This window comes from Suttonella ornithocola, from assembly GCF_001889065.1.
GTDB classification, from domain to species: Bacteria; Pseudomonadota; Gammaproteobacteria; order Cardiobacteriales; family Cardiobacteriaceae; genus Suttonella_A; species Suttonella_A ornithocola.
Genome location: NZ_LWHB01000078.1, coordinates 1 through 19,673, shown reverse-complemented (window position 1 = coordinate 19,673; position 19,673 = coordinate 1). Strand labels below are relative to the sequence as shown.

Here is a 19,673-nt window from a genome sequence, read left to right as displayed (position 1 = left end):
CACGGTTGTGGGATGCGCCAAAACCAAAGATTTCATATAGGTAGGGGTTGAGGACGTTGATATAGTCTTCACTGGTTTCAAATTCGTTTGATGAACGGTTAGAGAGTTCACAAAGGCTGTCTTTGTCAAAGACAAAGGTTAATTGGTCAATGAAGGCTTTTTGTCCATCTGTTGGTTGGCGGAATAACTGTTCAACCAGTTTGCCGTTACGAATTACCGGCAACGCTACACGGTGGCTTACAAATTCCTCAGCCCTGAAGGATGGGAGGTTATTGGCTTCACCCCCTGTTAGCGTGGGGGTGTCGCCCCAACGTTCTTTATGCTGACGCTCAAACAGCGCACGCGCATCAGCAACGGCGCGCTTCGCTGCTCCGCCTGTTGCTTGATGCGCTGCGTTCGCTTTGGTTGTTGGTTGATGAGTGGCTAACATAATAAAACCCCGATAAGTCAATCTTTCGGGGTTCAAGGCTGATAAATCTGAATGCTCAAGATACTGTTATGATTCCCCGATGGGGATAACATATAAGCTAAATGGGTTTAGCTTGCATACAAATTGGCGAACCACAGACAGCTAAACCTCAGTACGGCAAAACGAGCTAGCGCTGTATGCGAGTTAAAGATATTTTAGCTATATTGTGGTACTTAATACTTTAAAACTAATGCAACCAACTGCTTTAAATAATTGTTATCTTCCATAAATAAAATATGCCTTTCTCTCAATTCCTCATCCGACAGTGTTTGCAAATGCGGTGCATCTTTTTTGTTGGTGATAGATAAAATAAAACTGTTTAGAGTAATATCAATTGCACAATCTTTTTCTAATTTTTTAATCTCATTGGCTAGACCAAACTTAGGGTCATTCAAGCTCATATTGCGAATGCCTTTAGGGTCAATAAAAGTGAGCCATTGTTTATCCGTTTCTTTATCCGCCACCCAGAGTAAAAAGTCAGGATAAAAATTGCCTGCCAAAGCAAATCCCAGTCCTTTGGCTTTATTGGCGGCATTTCTAAGCAGATAAATGTCCTTATCGCCAATCCATTCTTGCAATTTACCGTTATCATATGCTTGTTGCAAATCATGCACAAAACGAATTTCACTATCTTCGTTCATTGCCAAAGGCTGCATTTTTACAGGCAGACTATCGTCTTTGAGAATGGTCATTATCGGATAATACAAATGCGGTTCAAAGCAAATAGCGGTAATATTGTTGTCGTTTGTTTTGTTCCATTGTTGAGCTTTGGCAAATTGTGCTGCTTCGATAAAGCCTTTTAATTGCTGTAATTTTTGCTCATATACTTTGCCATCATCGGTATTGTCGATTTTAAATTGGTACTCGTCCTGCATAGAGCCATTTTTCTCGTCCACCCAAGTCGTTTCATAAAATTGCCCTTCATACGCCGCTTTCAAACGTTGATAAAACGCATCGGTATATAAACAAAGCAGTTGGATTAACAGGCTTTGCTGATACAGCACATCGGAAAATTGTTTCACCGCCAATGCGGATGCAGGAATATAGAGTGTATACCAGTCGTTTTTTTGGGCAAATTGGCGTAAGCGGTGTTTGTCCAAAGCCAAATTCGACCATGTTCGTTTAAGCTTATAATCCAGTAATTGCAGATAAATTGCGTCCCAGTCAAATAAATCAAATAGAGAAGCATTCAAGCGATTTTTTTCGCGCTGATTGATTGGCTTGGCGTAGTGCTTTTTTTCTGGCTATCAATGGCTTCAATTTGCGGATAACAATCTAAATCCACCTGAATGGGCTTAATTTTCCCTTGATATTTCTCTGGAATTTCATAAAGCATCACCATTTCTTGGCGTTTAAACCCGAGTTTTTGATTGTCTTTATAGCCATCTTTGAGACGTAAAGTTTTGAGTTTGACGTTCTGCGGTAAATTTGGCTGCACTTTAAAATTCACCGTCAATATTTCATCAGGCGGAGTAATGCCTTCTTCTTTCAGGTAGCCTTTAAATTGCTCCATATAGCCTGCGTTGATACCGAAAATATTGAGCATTTCTAATTTTTCTAAATGAATGCCTTTCGGTCTTTCTTCAGGCAAGCTACGTTTCAGCGAAAAGCCATAACCTTTTAAACGTACACCGCGTCCAAATAGCTGAATAATCTGACTGCCTTCGCTTCTACCCATGTTCATCAAGCCCATGGTGGATACACGCCAGCTGCTCCAGCCTTCGGTAAATTTTTTAGAGCCAATCAAAATGTTAATCTTACTGGTGTTGTGATTAATCTGTTGAAACAAGCCGTCTGAAAAATCATCCGTTGTGCTGTCAAAGTCTTTCTCGGTTTCGGTCGTTTTATAAAAGCCTGCTGCATCGCCAATGTTAATCACACCAAAAGCTGGATAATTGCCGACGCTAAGCGACAATTCACCATCGGCTTTTTTTAAATGCGTGAGCGTTAAGCGTCCGCGGCTTGAGGCATTGAATAAGCGTTTTAAAATGTCATCGTAGAGTGCCTGTTCTTTACCGCAAAACTCCATCAATGACGTAAACCGCTGCTTGAAAATATTATTGCCGTTCTTATCAGGCAAACGTGTATTGTCCGCCAATAAATCCGCCAACCAACTTTGAATTTTGCTCGGATGGTTAAGAAAAAATGCCAAAAACTGCAAGATTTTTTGAATATCGCTGTCTTCTTTCGACACGGTATTGCCGACAAACACCCATAGCGGTTTTTTAATGTTCCACGCCTCAAGCCTGCTTTGATGCGTTTCAAACAAATACAGCTGTTGATAAAAGCTCAGCAAACACGCAGTTAAATAGAGCTGATGGTGCGGTTCATAATATTCATCACGCAAATTTAAAATCAGGCTTTCCTTACCATAGCCATCTTCATAGAAAAACTTATAGGAATAATCGAATAACACCGCTTTGGCATAGACTTCCAACATTGCCGTTTGTCGTGCCTGCTGTATTTCTAATTTAGACAATTGTACAGCAGATTGTTCGGCATCACTGCATTTTGACCATGTTTTGCCCCAACGAGATTTGGCTTTGTTTTTACGCATTTCCAACATTTGCTCTTGTGCCGTTTTGCTGCCTGCCACAGCTTGCCCAAAGGTGGCAGAATATTCAAACGCAAAGCCTTGATCGATTAGTTTTTCCCGCCGTGCCATCCATTCCGTGCCTGATGTACCGCGATGCCCCTCATCCACCAGCACCAGATTATTGCCCGCAAACGCCTCCACCGCGACCGTTTTATCGCCGTGTTTATCTGCCAGCTTGTTTACATCAATAATTTCAATTTTTTCACGGAACAACTCGCCGCTATTTTTATCAAAAAGACTGGCAGAAAAGCCTGATAATACAAGCTCGGACAAATGCTGCCTGCTTAAACCTTCATTCGGCGTAAGCACAATAATCTTGTCATAACCGCCTTGTGCATACTGTTGATATTGCAAAATATTGACGTGCATCAGCAAAGTTTTGCCACTGCCTGTGGCATTCCAAAAGGCAATTTTATTCAAATCACTGACTTGATACGGTAAAAAATCATAAGGCTCGCCCTCTTGCTGATACGCCTTTAACGCCTCATTTAACGCCATGACTAACGCATCAAAGCGATTAAAATACCAATCCAAATAAATCTCGGTAAACAGCAGCGACAAATACTGGAAATATTTCATCTCAAGCGTATGCCCCTCGATTTGGTTACGCTTGTCGGTGATTTTTTGCCAATGCTGCACAATATTTAAATCATAACGGCGTAAATCTTGTTCATTCAGCCATTCTGTCAAAAATACACGATTATTGAGCTGTTCAAAAAATTTGCTCTGCCCATCATCCGCCAATCCCAAAAAACGATCATCATCCAAGCGTTCTTTAAAAACCTTAAGATTTTTTTGCCCGAACAAAGACAACAACCAGCGGTTTAAAATCAAATGCTGATGAAAACTCGGCTTAGTTTGCATTGGTTTCTTTGCCATTACACATTCTCCTCAGCAAACATTAGGCTTAAAAACGTAGGTTCAATCGGGCGTAACTTCAACGTTTTAGTCGCCGTGTCATTATCACCTTGCCAAATGGTGGCGATATGATGATCACCATTCACATACACCACATCGTATTGACTGCTTTGCGGCTGAATATTCAATTTATCAAAATGTTTCTGCAAGGCTTTCGCATCCACCTTTTCCACATCCCGCCAAAAAACTAAGCAACGCTCACCGCTGGGCAACACGCCTTCCACCGTCACAAAATGCTGTTTTTCCCGCTGGTCATTGATATGATGCACCTGCAAGCCCAAGAGATAATTAAAGGTTTCCACCAAATCCACTGTGCAAGGCTGATACGCCCCTGCCGAATCGGTGGCGATATTCAGCCGATACGCAAAAGGACGTCTGAAATCATCGGTATTCAGTAGCGAATCTTTGCTCTGTGTATCTAACATATAATGCAACAGATAATCTTCCCGCACGCTTTCAGGTAGCCCTGAAAGCAAATCTTGTTGCCCTTTGAGCACCAAATTATTCAGCGTATCTTCATAGCTTTCGAGCTTGAGCACTTTCACGATTTGCGACACGCCGTTATAGCCTTTTTCTTTATCCGCGACAGGTTTGCCGTTTTTCCAGTTTTCGCTGTAAATGACTTTTTCAATGCGTGGCTTGAGCACGGTATTAAAGTATTCGCCTTGCTCCACCAGAATATATTTGCGTTTGCCGTTATCTTCACGGTTTAAATTAATTACCGCATGAGCCGTTGTGCCAGAGCCCGCGAAGTAGTCGAGGATTACTTCATTAAATTTAGTGCAAAGTGTCAACGTATCTTTCACTAATGCTATGGATTTTGGAAAACTAAACTCCTTTCTTCCAAAGATGTTTTCTAATAATTTTGTTCCATAATGATACGCATGATATTCTTTTTTGTTCCAATGAGTTTTTATGACCTGATTTTCTCTTAGTTTTTCATAAATAACTATTTTATTGCCTTCTTTTATTACTTCTATATTTCCTTTTTTATGATATTCCATAAAGGTATCGGGTTTTGTTTTCCATGTTCTTTCTACTTGGTTGTCTGTAATAGGAAAAACGGCGGTCGAATTTTCAAATGGAACTATATCAATATGAGATAAGTCATTAGATACATAAATTGGATAATAAAATTCTGGCTTGGCTTCTCGCAAAGCATATTTTCCATCTGTTAATCTAATGAAATTTTTCCGCTTATACAATCCTTGCTCATCAGATAAATCAAAGGATTGCTTTTGCTCTTTATCTAAAATCACGTTATAAAAATCGGCTTGCGATTTGTTTTTTGCGTAAACTAACATGTACTCTATTGATGTCCCGAAGAATTTTTCTTGATTTCTTCCTTCAGGTTTGTGAATAACGCTAACATTGCTAATAAAATTAGATTCTCCAAAAATATTATTAGCCATTTGGTTAAGTCTAAATAGTTCTAAGTCATCAATGGCAATAAAGCAAAATGAATCACCTCGCTGTAATTCTTTTGACAATAGAAGTCCTCTTTCTATTAGAGATAACCAAGATGAATGCTTATATCCATTTTTATATAAAATAGCACTAGAATCAGTATTATACGGCGGATCAATATAAATACATTTCACCTGCTCACGATAGCGGGCTTGCAATAAATTCAAGGCTTGGAAATTGTCGGCATGAATGAGCAAACCGTCAGTAATGTCATCAAGCGGTTGGGCGTCAGAAATTTGTGAGAGTAAGGCTGCCTGAAAACTGGGCGGATAAAGCGAAGTATCTATTACTAAATGCCGATGCTCTTTTGCAAAAGCCGTAAATTTAGCCATATTTGTGGGAATATTTTCTAACGCAAAAAGCTGCTGCCATGCGTCATGTTGTTTATGATTTTGGCAAATATCTTGATAGAATGCTTCAGGCACATTGTCCAGCGTAATGAGCCAATGCGTTTGGGCAACAAATTTTTTCTTAAGCCAAAGTTTTTTCTGAAAGTTTTCCAGCTGTGCTAAAAAATCAATCAACTCATGGGCAATGCTGCGGAGCGTTTGGATTTGGCGTAAATGGTGCTCAATATGGGCAAAGCTATCTGCTTCTTGAATATTATCCAAGTGCATCACTTCATTTTTGATATAGAAATCCAATTCACGACGTAAAAATCCACCCAAATCTTTGTGAATAAAATAATCAGCGGTGTTTTTTTGTGTATAGTCGTTTAAATGTTTTTCCAACAGGGTGCGGTTTGGATTTTTATCCGTTGGTGCTTTTTGCCAAACGGCTTGCCACTCAGCAGGTAAATCGGATTTTAAAATTGCTAAAGCAGTTTGATTGTTATTTTCTTGTTTGTCTTTTTTATCCGCCAGCTGATATTCAAAATGAATTTGCAGCTGCTGCCCATTGTTATTAATGATAAACGGCAAGATTTCTTCTTCATAAATCTCGCCTTCCTCATCTTCTTTTTCAATCGTGCGTGCGGTTACAAGGGTAAAAACGCGTTTGCCATCATTGTCTTTGCGGTTGTCTTTAGCAGTATCGGCAGCAATTAGGCGGAAGAATACTTCGCGACCGTCGTCAAGTGTGAAGCGGTAGTTGCTGAAGTTTTCACCCGATTTGGTGTAATACTGATCTTTATTCGCCCAGTAGAGCATTACTTCTTCACCGTTATAGGGAATGGCGTAGGTGTCGCCTTTATAACGCCGTTGGCTGATAAAATCGCCATCTTCGTAATACCGCGAAAAAAAAGTTAATAAATGGGAAAAAACCGCTGCTTCACTGTTGGCACTGCCTTTTTGGGCTGCTTGAATTTTTTCGTTGATTTCTTGGTATTTTGGTGATGCTTCAGGAGAAACGCCCGCTTCAGATAGCGTTGTTTTTAATTTTTCCAATGCTTGCTCTAAAGCCTGGACTTCATCTTGATTTGCCGTGGAAAAAGCGGCTGTGACTTTTTCAGGTAGCGTATAAGTCAGATACCGCTCAATCTCTTGCGAGCGGCTGTTTAATATACGGTAAATCCCAAAATCTAAATCTGCCCGATCGATTTGGAAAATTTCTTTGAGTTTTTGAGTGAGTTCGGTGAGTGCGGTCATAAAAGTCCTTAGCTTTTAATTAAAATAATTAATAAATTATTACCTCAATTATTTAAATAATTTCGATAAAAAATTAATTTTGTTTGATTGCCAATACTGTATAGGATTTTCAAATCCCCATAAAAAATATCGTCCATCATACTGATGAACATTTCTATTTTTTAAGATAAAGTTAAGATTGCTTATAACCTTTTTGAAATAATATTTTTCTGATAGGTGGAATATTTTGTTAGTCTTAACCAAATTATGCTTATCTAAAGGGATGAAACATAACTCTCCATTGCTTTCACTGTGATTTTCATAAGAAAAAATATCGAATCCTAAATTTTCTGCCCAATTTTTAATAATAAAGGTACTCTCTAACCATACTAACTCTATTGCTTCTCTGGCATAAAAATTTAGACTTAGTATAGTTGCTCTCTGTTTTCTTTTTAACAGTTCTCTTTGAAATAAAGAGTCATTTTGTCGTTTTTTTAATATTTCAGAAACTAATTTTTGATTAGGTTGATAATTAGGCATATTAACCCCTAAATAGGGTAAATATATTGATAAATCATTCTTTAAATTATCTATATCATTTTTACTTACATATTTGGGATCTATTAGCATAAGACCAACACTCCCAATGGGATCATCTTCCCAATAATCTACAACTCTTAAATCATTATATCTATCTAATTCATATTCTTGAATTGTAAATTGCTTTGCAAAATTAAAAAATTTAATAAGCAAGTTTTCAATTGTAATGGGTTGTATTTTTCCAGTATAAATATCATAAATAATATATTTCCCATTAGTATCATAGCCAATTCTATTTTTATCACAGAACATACTGCTAATTCGTAGCATAGAAATTAAAATCGATTGACCAAAATGTTCTAGACAAGGGTTTTTATCATGATATTTCGCTGCTTGATAAACTTTCATCTAAATAACTCTTAATAGCCTATTAGGACATACGTAGTAAAAACAATTAATTATCACATCATCTCCCACTCAATCTGAAACAATATTTTCTCTGTAACTTTCTGCTCAAGCTGTGCTTCTAATTGCTCAATCAGTTCGTTACGTTTGGCGTCGATGGCATCTTGTTTGTCATAAAGCTCACGGCGAAGTTTATTGCGTTTGCCTTCAAGTTCTCGCTGTTGTTTTTGATAATGTAGCTTTTCTTCTAAGGTTGCCGCCGTTGTCGCATTATGCCGTATTTCTTTGATTTGGTAATCCACTTCTTTAATCGCAGTTTCCAGTCCCAGTTTTAAATCATCTGCCCATTCATCCAGCTTTTGCGTTTCTTGTTCAAAGTAGCCAAGATTACGTTCGTTGATGTGTTTAAGGCTATTGTTTTTGCGTTGAGTGATGTCATGATGTAGGCGTTCATCATATGGGCGGATATTTGTTGCTTGGAATTGTGCTGGCAATCGCAACAGTTTTTCTGGGTCGTCTTCTAGTAGCATTTCGCCATCGTCGGTCATCGCGCTGATAAGCAGATGTTCTTCTGTTTGCTTGAGTGCGGTAACGGTGAGTAATACGGCGGTGAGTTGTCCGCTTTTGCCAAAATAGGGTGCTGATGGTGTTGCCGTATGCGTGATAATTGAAAGTTAATCTGCCTTCGGGGCATTGGCTGTTTTTGGCTTGGGCAATGAGCTGTTGTGCCAGTGGATGCTGGATGCGGTAAAGGTGGCTGTTGCCGCTTCGGCGAGGGAGTTCGTATCGCCCTAGTGAGATGTCGCCGTGAATGTTTTCAGGTAGCCTTTTGAGGATAAAGCCTGTGTTGTCAAAATCGGCGTGGTCTTTGAGTAGGCTTTGGGTGAGCTGCATGAGCATTTGTTCGTATTGGCTGCGGGTGCGGTCGCTGTTTTCTTTGTTTAGCTTCAGTTTTTCTTGGACGCTTTCGTCAAAGTTTTCGAGGATTTGTTGTCGTGTGTGGTTGATGGCGGTATTGATTTCTTGTGCCAGTTCGTTTTGGAGTTGGGCAAAGGCGGTTTTGATGGCATCAGGTTCACGGCAATTGCGGTAAATAGCGGCAATGCGTCGTTCGATATCAACGCCACTGCTAATTGCTCCTAAGACTTCGTCGCTGGTGCCAAATACGCCGTTAAACAGCTGGAATTTTTCAGCGAGTAATTCATAGACGCGTTGGTCGGCTTCGTTGCTTTTATCAATAAAATTGACCACCACGACATCATGTGTCTGTCCATAGCGGTGACAACGCCCAATCCGCTGTTCGACTCGCTGTGGGTTCCATGGCAAGTCATAGTTAATGACTAGTGAGCAAAATTGTAGGTTAATACCTTCTGCTGCTGCTTCGGTGGCAATCATGATGTTGCCCTGTTCTTTGAAATATTCAAGACTACAACCGCCAACAAGGTTGGGGACTAATCGCTTTTCAAAATTCACTATGGCAATTAGTGTCAAATCAGCTAAAAAACAGAATATTTTATAGGCGCTGCCTAGCGCTTCTAGAGATAAATATGGATAATGGAAAATCAATTACTGTGAAATAGGAGTAATTATTATGTTTGAAACTAAAGAGTTAGAGAATAAACAAGATTTCGAAAAATTTTTGTATTTGATGCTATCTGACTATAATCAAAACTCTGAAAGTTGGGAGAATAATACATTAGAAAGCTTTCTAAATGCAATGGTATCATGGTTAAAAGACGCTGAAGGTTATTATGAAAATATAGAGGAACCAGAAGTTCTTACTCATCCTTCTTGGCGTTTATTTGCAGATATGCTCATAGCTGCGAGGATTTATGAGTAATTTTTAGAAAATTATTTTTGTAGATTTTTTGGGCGGATGGGTTGCTGTTTGTGCCGTTAAATAACACGATACCTTCGCCGTTATCGCCACCGTATTCGGTCTTGCTCAGCAATTCATATAAATAGTCTTGCGTTTTGCGAGATTCAGTGAAAATAATGGCTTTTTCTGCTGCACCAAGCCGCCACATTTCATTAAACGCTCGGTCTAATGCTTTTAATAAGGCGTTGCCTTTGGCATCTGCTTGGATATTTTTTGCCAGTTCGATAAAATGTCTTAATTCCTGTAATTCATTGTGAATACTTTGGTGTTCTGCTAGAGAAAGAATTTCTGGTTCTTCTTCCCATTCTTCAAGAGTGTTATCCAATGCCTCATAGTCTTCATTTAAATCCATCATATCATCTATGATTTGAGCATTTTCTAATGTAGCAGAGAGGCGTTTTGCCATCGTCTCAAGTGCACCAGCAATTGCACAGCTACTAGAAGCCAGTAATTTCCATAAAACCTTTGCCGTTTGGCGAGAGAGCTTCCATGCCACATAGAGGTTTTGGTGGGGGATAAAAAGTGACATAGCTACTTTGATTGAGAGATGAAATATCTAACAAATTTTGAAACTTTAGAACAGGCTATCTTAAAACATTCTTCCATAACCGAAAACATCCCTACAACATTGAGTCTATCTTTTCTAACAGATAAACTATCTTCAAGTGAATATATTTCTAAGGATAATAATGCAAACCATACTTATCACTCTACTCATCGCCCCTTTTATTTTTTACTTACTCGTTAGTTTTCTGATTTACCACAAAGGTAAAGTTCCTGCACGACTGAATTTTATTCAAGAAAACGAAGCAGATTTACTCGCCCGCAATAGTGAACGCTTTGTGCGCTATCATCAAGAAATGTTAGGGTTAGGTTTTCAAACAGCGGGCGCATTCTCTGCCGATGCAATTGATAATATTCATAATGAACTGCTGATTTATCATCATCCAGATTATTTTGCGGTAGGCATGGTCGTCAGTATTCAACAGACACAAATAAATGAAGTATGGGAATATGCTGACTTTAGTGAATGCTTCACTAACGGCACACGGCTAACGGTTGGCAATCCACAAAAAGCTCCCGGTTACCCAGCAATACCATTATTTTATTGTCTTCAATTTCCAGAGCAGCAAATGCTGGCTGAGCTTTGGGCATCGCAACGACTGATAAGCCAATATTTTCATCAGACCCGCCATTCTATTGATCTACGCAAAAAAAATCCTATTGACGCAATGAATGAGCATATTGCTTTTGAAGCGGCAGCACTGCAAAAGCGTGGATATGTTCGTCAAGCAAATGCAGACGGTGAGTGCCCACTTACCTTTTGGGGCGCATTGAATATGACTTGGCGTTATTTACCTGTGCTTTCTAAACTATTGCTACGCTATCGCTGTCGAGTCTCAAAAAAATTACTGATTGAAGCCTACCAAAATCAATGAGAAATAGTTATTTAATCACTTAGCGTATTGTTTAAATACACTTACGCTAAGTGATTTTTATTGGGAAAGCCCCGTTAGCGGTTTATTTTCCCAAAATGCTTGAATGGTTTTAGCTACGTTTGCAGCATCATCCATATGTAAATGATGTCCACCTGGTAAGCGCATAATTTCAATATCTCGTGTTTCTTCATAGCGAGGAGATAAAAATTTCCACTGTCGAGCAAAACCATCTTCCCCTTCTATCACCAATACTGGTGCAGTTATTTCCCGAATAAAGCTCATCATTTGTGCTTCGCTTAATAAAGAAGGCTGCCATTGGCGCAATCGACGATCGCTTAAGAAGCGATAGCCGTCAGCCGTTAGCGATGTATTTCTTGATAACAATAGTTTTGCACTTTCTTCAAGCATCTCGCCTGCTTGCAAACGCGCTTTAACCAACGCTGAAAAATCCAGATGCGCTTTAGCAGGTCTCGCACTAACGTAATCCAAAGACAATAAGCTCTCTCGAAAACGCTTAGGTAAAGGCTCATGGTCAGAAATACTTCCGACACCATAAAGCTCTATACAAATCATTCTAGCAACTCTTTGCGGAAAGGCGCCAGCAATTAAAGTTCCAGCAGCAGCTCCCATCGAATGGCAAAGCAAATCTAATGAACCTAAGCCCAATAAATCTGCCGCCATAAGAATATCGCGCAAATAGTCGCTAAAATGGTAGCCACTTCCAAGCGGGCGATGTCCGCTATGACCATGACCCGCAAAATCTAGAGCAATAATAGAAACATCATCATTACAAAGTTTTTCCGCCAAAGGGCGAAAACTTTCTGCATTATCTAACCACCCGTGTAGTGCTAATACGCTATGCCGTCCTTCGCCATAATGAATACCGGCTAAACGGATGTGTGGCAAATCAACAATAATTTCTTTCCATTTTAGGGACATGGATTGCTAATCTCCGCATGAACAGCATTGATGGCATCAATGATGTCATTCTGTAAAATGACTTGAGAAGAAGCGATATTTTCTTTCAGCTGTTCTAATGTGGTTGCGCCAATGATGTTACTGGTTAAAAAGGCTTGTTGGTTAACAAAGGCTAAAGCCATGATTGCTAAACTCATACCTGCTTCCTCTGCAATTTGAGCGTATTTTTCAACCGCACATTCTGCTTGTGGATTTGTATAACGCTTAAATCGTTCAAATAAGGTAATACGTGCGCCCTCAGGACGCGCACCCTTTCGATATTTTCCCGTTAATGTACCAAATGCGAGTGGCGAGTAGGCTAAAAGCCCAATTTGCTCTCGCAGAGAAATTTCTGCTAAGCCAACTTCATAGCTACGATTAAGTAAATTATAAGGATTTTGAATGCTTACAACTCTTGGAAGCTCATGATATTGGGAAAGTCTTAGACACTCCATCACGCCCCAAGGCGTTTCATTAGACAACCCTATTTCTCTGACTTTTCCCGCTTGTTGTAATTCTTGTAAAGCTTCTAAGCTTTCTGCTAGAAGCGTAATGTCATCAGCATCATTGATAGCACTAATACCAAGACGCCCAAAGTTATTCACATCACGTTCTGGCCAATGTAGCTGATAGAGGTCTAAATAATCTGTTTGCAAGCGTTGTAAACTAGCATCGCAAGCTTCAAAAATTTGTTTTTTCGTAAACCGAGAACCACCGCGAATATAACTTTGATTATCATTACCTCTTGAAGGGCCCGCAATTTTACTGGCTAAAACTACCTGCTCACGACATTGTCTTTCAGCAAGCCATTTACCAATAATAGTTTCTGTACTGGCATAAGTTTCAGCACGTGGTGGCACAGGATACATTTCAGCCGTATCAATAAAATTAACACCTTGCTCAATAGCGAAATCTAGCTGACGATGCGCTTGTTCAAGCGTATTTTGCTCACCCCATGTCATTGTACCTAAGCAAATCACACTAACTTGAATATCTGTTTTTCCCAGCGGTCTAAATTGCATAAAATTTTCTTTGGTCATTCAAAAGAGAAATGCATTTTATCGGTTCTTCAAGGAAATGTCATATTCGCTTTAAGATTGATTAAACTTAGAAGCGTAAAAGAATTTCAACATATCAGAAATGCAAAAAGCTCGGAAAACCGAGCTTTTAAATATTGTGACATAACCGTTTAGGCCGTTCTTACCATATGCCCTTGAACCGTAAGGTTCAAGTGGGCGCCTCAGCGGGTCTTTGGGCTTCCCACTACGAGGTAGGCTTGCTCGCCCGACTGCGTCTGACACCCTGGCTAAATGTAATTAGGGTCAAGGGGTCTAAGGAAACACGCACCCAACAGCCATGCCATGGCTCTTAATATAGAGCAAAGTGTATCAGAAGTAAATAGCGTTTTTCATAAAAAGGTAGTGGTTTGAAAAGCATGCTGGAATATTATCAAATAATCCAATGGCAGTTAAATATTTTAAATATCAATATATTAAAAGAAGTATTTTTTGTAAGAGTATGTTTAGCATACTTTTCAAACCACTACCCATAAAAAAACCCCAGTAAAACTGGGGCAAATCATCATGAGGCAATGTGACAGAGTACATGACTGCTCCGTCGAATTTAATGATAATCAATCTTATTATTTATATCAAGTAAAATTGATTTTCTTTTATTTTATTTTTTTTAACCAGTTGAAGATAAATATATTTTTAATAATAAAACTTATCATTATAGTTAACCAATAACATTTTGGTTTTTCATTAAGTGGCTTTCCTTACTTTTTATTGAGATTTATTGATCAGGGATTTGCGTATAATTTTCTTTTTATCGCTTTTGGATCATTAAATGCCATATAAGTCTTCTACAGAAAAAGGTTTTTCTATTAAATCTCTATTGATTTTTATTCTCTTAATTGCTCTGGGGGCTGGCACTTGGTATCTCTATCAAGCGCAAACACAAGATAAAGATAATACACAAAAGTTCATTACAGAAAATGTTCGACGAGGAAATATTGTTTATAGCGTTAATGCCAGTGGCATGATTTATCCTAAAAAAATTGTGAAAGTTGGTGCGCAAGTGACGGGAGAAATTTCTAAACTCACTGTCCAAGTGGGTGATGAAGTCAAAGAGGGGGATTTAATTGCCGAAATAGATGCGAGAACACAAGAAAATGCAAAACAAACTGCTGTTGCGCAATTAGCCAGTCATCAAGCGGCATTAAAAACGGCTAAAGCAAATTTAGCAACCGCACAACAAGCCTATGCTCGCGCCAATAAGCTCTATCAAAAAGGCGCTGGCACGCAGGCTGAACAGCAAAGTTCTTATAATGATTTTATCCGCGCACAGAATGCTGTTAAAGAAGCTGAAGCAAATATTCGTCAAAGCCAATTAACGATTGAAAATGCCAATGTCAATTTAGGTTACACAAAAGTGAATGCACCTATTTCTGGAACCGTTATTGCCGTTGCGGTAGAAGAAGGACAAAGTGAAAACGCCGCACAATCAAGCCCTACTTTAGTGACTTTAGCACAGACGGATGTAATGACGATAAAAGCTGAAATTGCCGAGGCAGATATTGCTGTGATGCGTGTTGGATTACCTGTTAGTTTTACTTTATTAGGTAAAAATAGCGAAACCTATCATGCAAATTTAGCGCGTATTGACCCAGCCCCGAAAGAGATTTCTGATAATAACACTTTAACGGCTAATACAGCGATTTATTATTATGGTCATATTGATATTCCTAATGCTAATCATAAATTGCGCTATGGGATGACAGCTAATATTTCTATTGAAGTGGCAAAAGCTGAAAATGTGCTACTTATTCCAATGACTGCTATTCAAACCAATAACAATCAATCTTCTGTTACCGTTTTAGTCAATGGACAACCACAAACCCGCCCTATTACTGTTGGTTTAGAAGATGGCGTAAATGCGGAAGTTAAAAATGGATTAAATGAAGGCGAAATAGTAGTTATTAGTAGTGAAGGGAATAACGACAATCCATTTGGGAAACGCAGAGGGTTTTTCTAATGGATACACCGCTCATTCAAACAAAAAATTTAATTAAACGCTATGGCAAGGGCGAAACAGAAGCCACGATTTTACATGGATTAAATATTGAGATTTATGCTGGGGAAATGGTTGCAATTATTGGGCAATCAGGTTCAGGGAAATCGACTTTAATGAATATTTTAGGCTGCTTAGATCGACCAACAGAGGGAGAATATTGGATTGACGGTAAAAATACGCAATTACTTTCTAACCGAGAACGTGCACGGTTACGTCGTGAGCATATTGGCTTTATTTTTCAAAGATATCATTTACTCGCAGATTTACGTGCACGCGAGAATGTGGCTATACCTGCGGTATATGCAAGCATTGATCGGCTCGCTCGGCTACAAAGAGCTGATGCCCTACTCTCTCGTTTAGGTCTTAGTGAACGGATAAATTATAAACCCAGTCAGCTATCAGGTGGTCAGCAGCAGCGGGTATCTATTGCCAGAGCGCTAATGAATGGTGGACGAATTATTTTTGCTGATGAACCTACTGGCGCACTAGACAGCGAATCTGGCAAAGAAGTGATGCGCATTTTACGAGAATTACATGCAGACGGCCATACGATTATATTGGTTACCCATGACCCCAATATTGCCGCCAGCGCCGATAGAGTGATTGAGCTAAAAGATGGAGTTATTTTATCTGATACGCAGCAAACGCCACGTTCTATCAACCCACCTACCCCTAAACAACCCGCTAAAGGAACCGATACTTTAGGATTAAAAGCCCTTGCCAATGCTTTTCATATGGCTATTCGTGCAATTTTAGGGCATAAACTAAGGGCTTTTTTAACGATGCTTGGCATTATTATTGGAGTCGCATCAGTTGTCAGTATGGTTGCTTTAGGACAAGGTTCGCAACAAAAAGTATTGGCACAAATTAGCGATTTAGGCTCAAATACCATTCAAGTTTTTCCCGGTAAGTTTGGGGAACGACGCGCCGCTCGTATTCGAACATTAACTGCATCAGATGCAAATATTCTTTCTGAGCAAAGTTTTATTGATAGTGCAACGCCTAGTATCAATACCTCTGGCACTTTACGTATTGGCGATAAAGCGTTGAATACTTCCATTACAGGTATGGGTCAACAGTATTTTCAGGTACAAAATATCCCAATTACGCAAGGGCGCATACTTAGCGCAGCTGATATTACTCATCATGCAGCTGTAGGATATTTAGATGAAAATGGCGCACATCAATTATTTCCTCATCAAAACCCTTTAGGAAAAGTAGTCTTGCTCAACAATATGCCGTTGACAATCATAGGAATCGTTAATGTTGATAATCAAATGCACTTTTCTAACAGTAATAATGTCAATATTTGGATGCCCTATACGTCCGTCATGAGCCGATTATTAGGACAAACCTACGTTTCAAATATTATTCTTCGAATAGCAGATAATATCGAAAGTGCTATCGCTGAAGATGCGGTCAAACGCATTTTAATTCAACGGCATGGTAAAGAAGATTTTACCCTAATCAATAATGATGCTATCCGACAAACCATTACGCAAACCACGCAAACACTTACTTTGCTCATTTCTGCGATCGCGGTTATTTCCCTGATTGTTGGCGGTATTGGTGTTATGAATATCATGCTTGTGTCTGTTACCGAACGCACACAAGAAATTGGTATTCGTATGGCAGTTGGCGCACGCCAAAGTGATATTATGCGGCAATTTCTCATCGAAGCGATTTTACTATGCTTAATTGGCGGCATCTTAGGGATTGCGCTTGCCTATGGATTAGGACAATTAGTATCTGCCATCAGCGAATTTCAAATGATTTATTCTATGTTTTCTATTATCATTGCTTTTGCTTGCTCTACCGGTATTGGTATTTTGTTCGGCTATTTGCCTGCAAAAAATGCGGCTAAATTAGATCCCGTTGAAGCGCTAAGTGGAGAATAATCATGCGTATCTTATTTATTTGTGCTTCATTAGTTACTTTAAGTGCCTGTAGCAATTTTTCTATTCCTAATGCTGAGAAGAATCTGAGCCAAAGTATCGATTTACCCAAACAATGGATAATGGCACCTTATCAAACAGCTGAAAAATCACATCAACAATGGTGGCGAAGTTTTAACAGTCAAGCACTAAACCAACTGATGACTCAGGCGCTTACAGACAACCAAAATTTACAAGCACTAATAGAAAATTGGCGACAAGCAAAATTATCGCTTGATCAACAAACACTAGCGCAAACCCCGACTTTTAGCGGAAATATTGGCACCAACTATCATCAAAATTTCTCAGATAATCAACATCAAACTAGCCATAGCGCAGGACTATCAGCAAGCTATCAACTTGACCTTTGGCAAAAATTAAAAGCCTCTACCCAAACCCAAATTTGGAATGCCAATGCCAGCGCAGAAGATTGGCTTTCTGCCAAGCTCTCTTTGGAAGGAGAAATTGCTAATGCCTATTTTACTTTGCTCTATGCTAACGAACAATTAAAGCTCAATGCACAACAACAAAGTTATCAAGAAAAAATCTATCAATTAACAATAATAAAACATCAAACGGGTGCTGCTTCTCAACTGGATATCAATAATGCAAAACAAAGCCTAAGCAACATCCAAAACAGCCGAATCTCACTAGAAGCCAATGCAAAAAAAGCACAATTCATACTAACAACCTTATTAGGACAAGCACCAACCGCCTACCTCAGCCATGAAACATTGAATCAGATATCATTAGTCAATATTCCTGCTGGATTACCTGCTAACCTATTACACCAACGTCCAGATTTACGGGCAAAAATGTATCGTTTACAGGCCAGTCTTGGCAATATCACTATCGCTGAGAGAGATTTTTATCCGACTATCAGCTTAACGGGGGGGATCAATACCAGCAGCGAACAACTCTCTCAACTATTGCGCAATCCTATTGGGACTATTGCTGCTAGCATTAGCTTACCTTTTCTTCAGCAAAGAGAAAAACAACTCGCACTAAAAACCTCACAAAGCCAATACCAAAGCGCATTAGCAGATTATCGTCAAACGCTTTATAACGCTTTACGCGATGTTGAAACTGCATTAATTTCCCTACAAGAATCCGAACTAACCGCCGAGCAGCTTCAATTACAGCATCAAGCTGCGAATAATATTGTTTATCTCACAGAAGAACGATATCGCGCTGGAGCAGATAGTCTGCAAACCCTACTAGAAGCTCAAAATAGTCGCCGCAATATAGAAAATGCTTTACTAGACACTCGTTATCAACGCTTAATCAAAAGAGTTGCTCTATATCTTGCCTTAGGCGGGGGAACACATTCATCAGATTTTAGTGATACCTTAATTATTCCTCAATAAATATCATGCAATTAGCTACAAAATAGAACGCCATTGACCGCTATAGTCAAAGGCTAATAAAAGAGTCACAGAAATTAGATTACTATTTCAGTAATAGTATGTTTGCTTACTTCATTCATCTATCTTAACACTGTAACTATTCTAGTAGCTTTTCACTATAAACTTACGATGTAATGTCCCAAAGACTCGTTTTGGCGATTGATGAGCTTGAGAAGTTTAGGTAAAAGTTTGCTTTCTGCAATCCAGTTACGATAACGGCAAAGGGTGCTGTGGTCAGGGATGTGCATTTCATCAAATCCGCAGAAGAGATAGAAGTCCAAACGGGTAACAAGGCTGTGTCAAGCTCTGAGGCTGAAAGGTGTACCATTGCCCGAGTAAGATGGCTTTAAAGGTGGGCGTTCGCTACATTCCTGACGGTATCGGAATTGTTGCAGGCTTTGGCGTATGGGATTCCAGTCAATAACGGCTTGAAGCTTGAGTAAAGGAAATCGATCTATGTGTTTGACAATGATGCTTTTGGCACTTTGTTGGAAGAAGGTTGCCATGGTTTTTTCCTCTATATTGGCTCAAGAGAAAGCTTAGTGTTTTTTTAGGGTTTTGCAAAGGTCTCATCCTGTTTTTAGCCAATTTAACTATCATGATATTCCCATTTGTTTTAATTGAAATCTCTGATTATCTGTTAGCTGCAAAACAGGAACCTTCCCCTCTCCGCCTGGAATTTCCACAATATAAGCAGGTAACGCAATACCGGAAAGCACATGTCGCAAAGATTGATAAAGCGCTATTCCTTCCGCCAAAGAAAGGCGAAAATGTTGCGTTCCCCGCGCTAAATCCAAATGATGTAAATAATAAGGTTTGATTTTTCTCTCTAAAAAAGCATTCATTAGGGATTGCAATGCTTCAACACTATCATTTACCGACTTCAACAACACCGTTTGAGATAATAGCAAACCCTTAGTCGCTAACATTGCGAGCGCATCATCTGATTTCTGACTAAATTCAGCAGAATGATTGGCGTGTATCACAAAAACCAAATTTTTCTCTGTTTCTTCTAACACCCGT

Annotated in this window: 11 protein-coding genes, 1 other RNA gene and 4 pseudogenes; 5 read left to right on the top strand and 11 right to left on the bottom strand. The window is 39.3% G+C overall.

Annotated features, from left to right (window positions below; all coding sequences use genetic code 11):
• From A5N85_RS06530 to A5N85_RS16470, 5 genes and pseudogenes are all read right to left on the bottom strand, one after another.
• On the bottom strand, nucleotides 1–430 hold a 430-nt coding region (locus A5N85_RS06530; RefSeq protein ID WP_143143205.1), incomplete at its 3' end, for a hypothetical protein.
• 212 nt (nucleotides 431–642) lie between these two features.
• A pseudogene (locus A5N85_RS06525) lies at nucleotides 643–3,944 on the bottom strand (DEAD/DEAH box helicase family protein).
• Nucleotides 3,944–7,036, bottom strand: a complete 3,093-nt coding sequence (locus tag A5N85_RS06520) for a site-specific DNA-methyltransferase (protein ID WP_072576509.1) — start codon at nucleotides 7,034–7,036, stop codon at nucleotides 3,944–3,946. The pseudogene A5N85_RS06525 and the gene A5N85_RS06520 overlap by 1 nt, the downstream one beginning before the upstream one ends.
• A 48-nt stretch (nucleotides 7,037–7,084) precedes the next feature.
• Nucleotides 7,085–7,963, bottom strand: coding sequence for a hypothetical protein (locus A5N85_RS06515; RefSeq protein ID WP_072576508.1), 879 nt, complete (start codon nucleotides 7,961–7,963; stop codon nucleotides 7,085–7,087).
• 53 nt (nucleotides 7,964–8,016) lie between these two features.
• Nucleotides 8,017–9,385, bottom strand: a pseudogene (locus tag A5N85_RS16470) (helicase-related protein); the annotation flags it as partial.
• Between the two features lie 166 nt (nucleotides 9,386–9,551).
• Here A5N85_RS16470 and A5N85_RS06500 point away from each other — a divergent pair.
• Nucleotides 9,552–9,800: a DUF7660 family protein gene (locus tag A5N85_RS06500; RefSeq protein WP_072576507.1), complete on the top strand. Its 249-nt coding sequence runs from the start codon at nucleotides 9,552–9,554 to the stop codon at nucleotides 9,798–9,800.
• Here the strand turns inward: A5N85_RS06500 and A5N85_RS06495 are convergent.
• The gene (locus A5N85_RS06495; protein ID WP_072576506.1) at nucleotides 9,775–10,368 is read right to left on the bottom strand and encodes a hypothetical protein; all 594 of its coding nucleotides are present in this window, start codon (nucleotides 10,366–10,368) and stop codon (nucleotides 9,775–9,777) included. The genes A5N85_RS06500 and A5N85_RS06495 overlap by 26 nt on opposite strands.
• Nucleotides 10,369–10,528: 160 nt before the next feature.
• Between A5N85_RS06495 and A5N85_RS06490 the strand changes: the two genes are divergently transcribed.
• Entirely contained in the window at nucleotides 10,529–11,278 is a 750-nt protein-coding gene (locus A5N85_RS06490) for a hypothetical protein (RefSeq protein ID WP_072576505.1), read from the top strand.
• A 57-nt stretch (nucleotides 11,279–11,335) separates the two neighbouring features.
• On the opposite strand, the gene A5N85_RS06485 is transcribed toward A5N85_RS06490, so the two are convergent.
• The 3 genes from A5N85_RS06485 to ssrS all read right to left on the bottom strand — a co-directional run bounded on the left by A5N85_RS06485 (nucleotide 11,336) and on the right by ssrS (nucleotide 13,595).
• Nucleotides 11,336–12,217, bottom strand: a complete 882-nt coding sequence (locus tag A5N85_RS06485) for an alpha/beta fold hydrolase (RefSeq protein ID WP_072576504.1) — start codon at nucleotides 12,215–12,217, stop codon at nucleotides 11,336–11,338.
• Entirely contained in the window at nucleotides 12,208–13,257 is a 1,050-nt protein-coding gene (locus A5N85_RS06480) for an NADP(H)-dependent aldo-keto reductase (RefSeq protein WP_072576510.1), read from the bottom strand. Before A5N85_RS06480 ends, A5N85_RS06485 begins: the two co-directional genes overlap by 10 nt.
• 156 nt (nucleotides 13,258–13,413) lie before the next feature.
• Nucleotides 13,414–13,595, bottom strand: a non-coding RNA gene (gene ssrS, locus A5N85_RS06475) — 6S RNA.
• Between the two features lie 488 nt (nucleotides 13,596–14,083).
• Here ssrS and A5N85_RS06470 point away from each other — a divergent pair.
• The 3 genes from A5N85_RS06470 to A5N85_RS06460 are packed head-to-tail and all read left to right on the top strand — an operon-like array spanning nucleotide 14,084 to nucleotide 18,611.
• A complete protein-coding gene (locus A5N85_RS06470; RefSeq protein WP_072576503.1) occupies nucleotides 14,084–15,271 on the top strand; it encodes an efflux RND transporter periplasmic adaptor subunit in 1,188 nt (395 codons plus the stop codon).
• Entirely contained in the window at nucleotides 15,271–17,208 is a 1,938-nt protein-coding gene (locus A5N85_RS06465; protein ID WP_072576502.1) for a MacB family efflux pump subunit, read from the top strand. Before A5N85_RS06470 ends, A5N85_RS06465 begins: the two co-directional genes overlap by 1 nt.
• Before the next feature lie 2 nt (nucleotides 17,209–17,210).
• Nucleotides 17,211–18,611 (top strand): efflux transporter outer membrane subunit, encoded by a 1,401-nt coding sequence (locus A5N85_RS06460; protein WP_072576501.1) that lies wholly within the window; start codon nucleotides 17,211–17,213, stop codon nucleotides 18,609–18,611.
• A gap of 191 nt (nucleotides 18,612–18,802) precedes the next feature.
• Here A5N85_RS06460 and A5N85_RS16465 read toward each other — a convergent pair.
• Together A5N85_RS16465 and A5N85_RS15620 are read right to left on the bottom strand one after the other, a co-directional pair.
• Nucleotides 18,803–19,156, bottom strand: a pseudogene (locus A5N85_RS16465) (transposase); the annotation flags it as partial.
• 90 nt (nucleotides 19,157–19,246) lie between these two features.
• Nucleotides 19,247–19,673 (bottom strand): annotated as a pseudogene (locus tag A5N85_RS15620) (KamA family radical SAM protein); the annotation flags it as partial.

Excerpts from the sequence above, each read along its gene's own strand:
- A5N85_RS06520 (WP_072576509.1), bottom strand. The coding sequence starts at position 7,036 with ATGACCGCACTCACCGAACTCACTCAAAAACTCAAAGAAATTTTCCAA.
- A5N85_RS06515 (WP_072576508.1), bottom strand. The coding sequence starts at position 7,963 with ATGAAAGTTTATCAAGCAGCGAAATATCATGATAAAAACCCTTGTCTA.
- A5N85_RS06500 (WP_072576507.1), top strand. The coding sequence starts at position 9,552 with ATGTTTGAAACTAAAGAGTTAGAGAATAAACAAGATTTCGAAAAATTT.
- A5N85_RS06495 (WP_072576506.1), bottom strand. The coding sequence starts at position 10,368 with ATGTCACTTTTTATCCCCCACCAAAACCTCTATGTGGCATGGAAGCTC.
- A5N85_RS06490 (WP_072576505.1), top strand. The coding sequence starts at position 10,529 with ATGCAAACCATACTTATCACTCTACTCATCGCCCCTTTTATTTTTTAC.
- A5N85_RS06485 (WP_072576504.1), bottom strand. The coding sequence starts at position 12,217 with ATGTCCCTAAAATGGAAAGAAATTATTGTTGATTTGCCACACATCCGT.
- A5N85_RS06480 (WP_072576510.1), bottom strand. The coding sequence starts at position 13,257 with ATGCAATTTAGACCGCTGGGAAAAACAGATATTCAAGTTAGTGTGATT.
- A5N85_RS06470 (WP_072576503.1), top strand. The coding sequence starts at position 14,084 with ATGCCATATAAGTCTTCTACAGAAAAAGGTTTTTCTATTAAATCTCTA.
- A5N85_RS06465 (WP_072576502.1), top strand. The coding sequence starts at position 15,271 with ATGGATACACCGCTCATTCAAACAAAAAATTTAATTAAACGCTATGGC.
- A5N85_RS06460 (WP_072576501.1), top strand. The coding sequence starts at position 17,211 with ATGCGTATCTTATTTATTTGTGCTTCATTAGTTACTTTAAGTGCCTGT.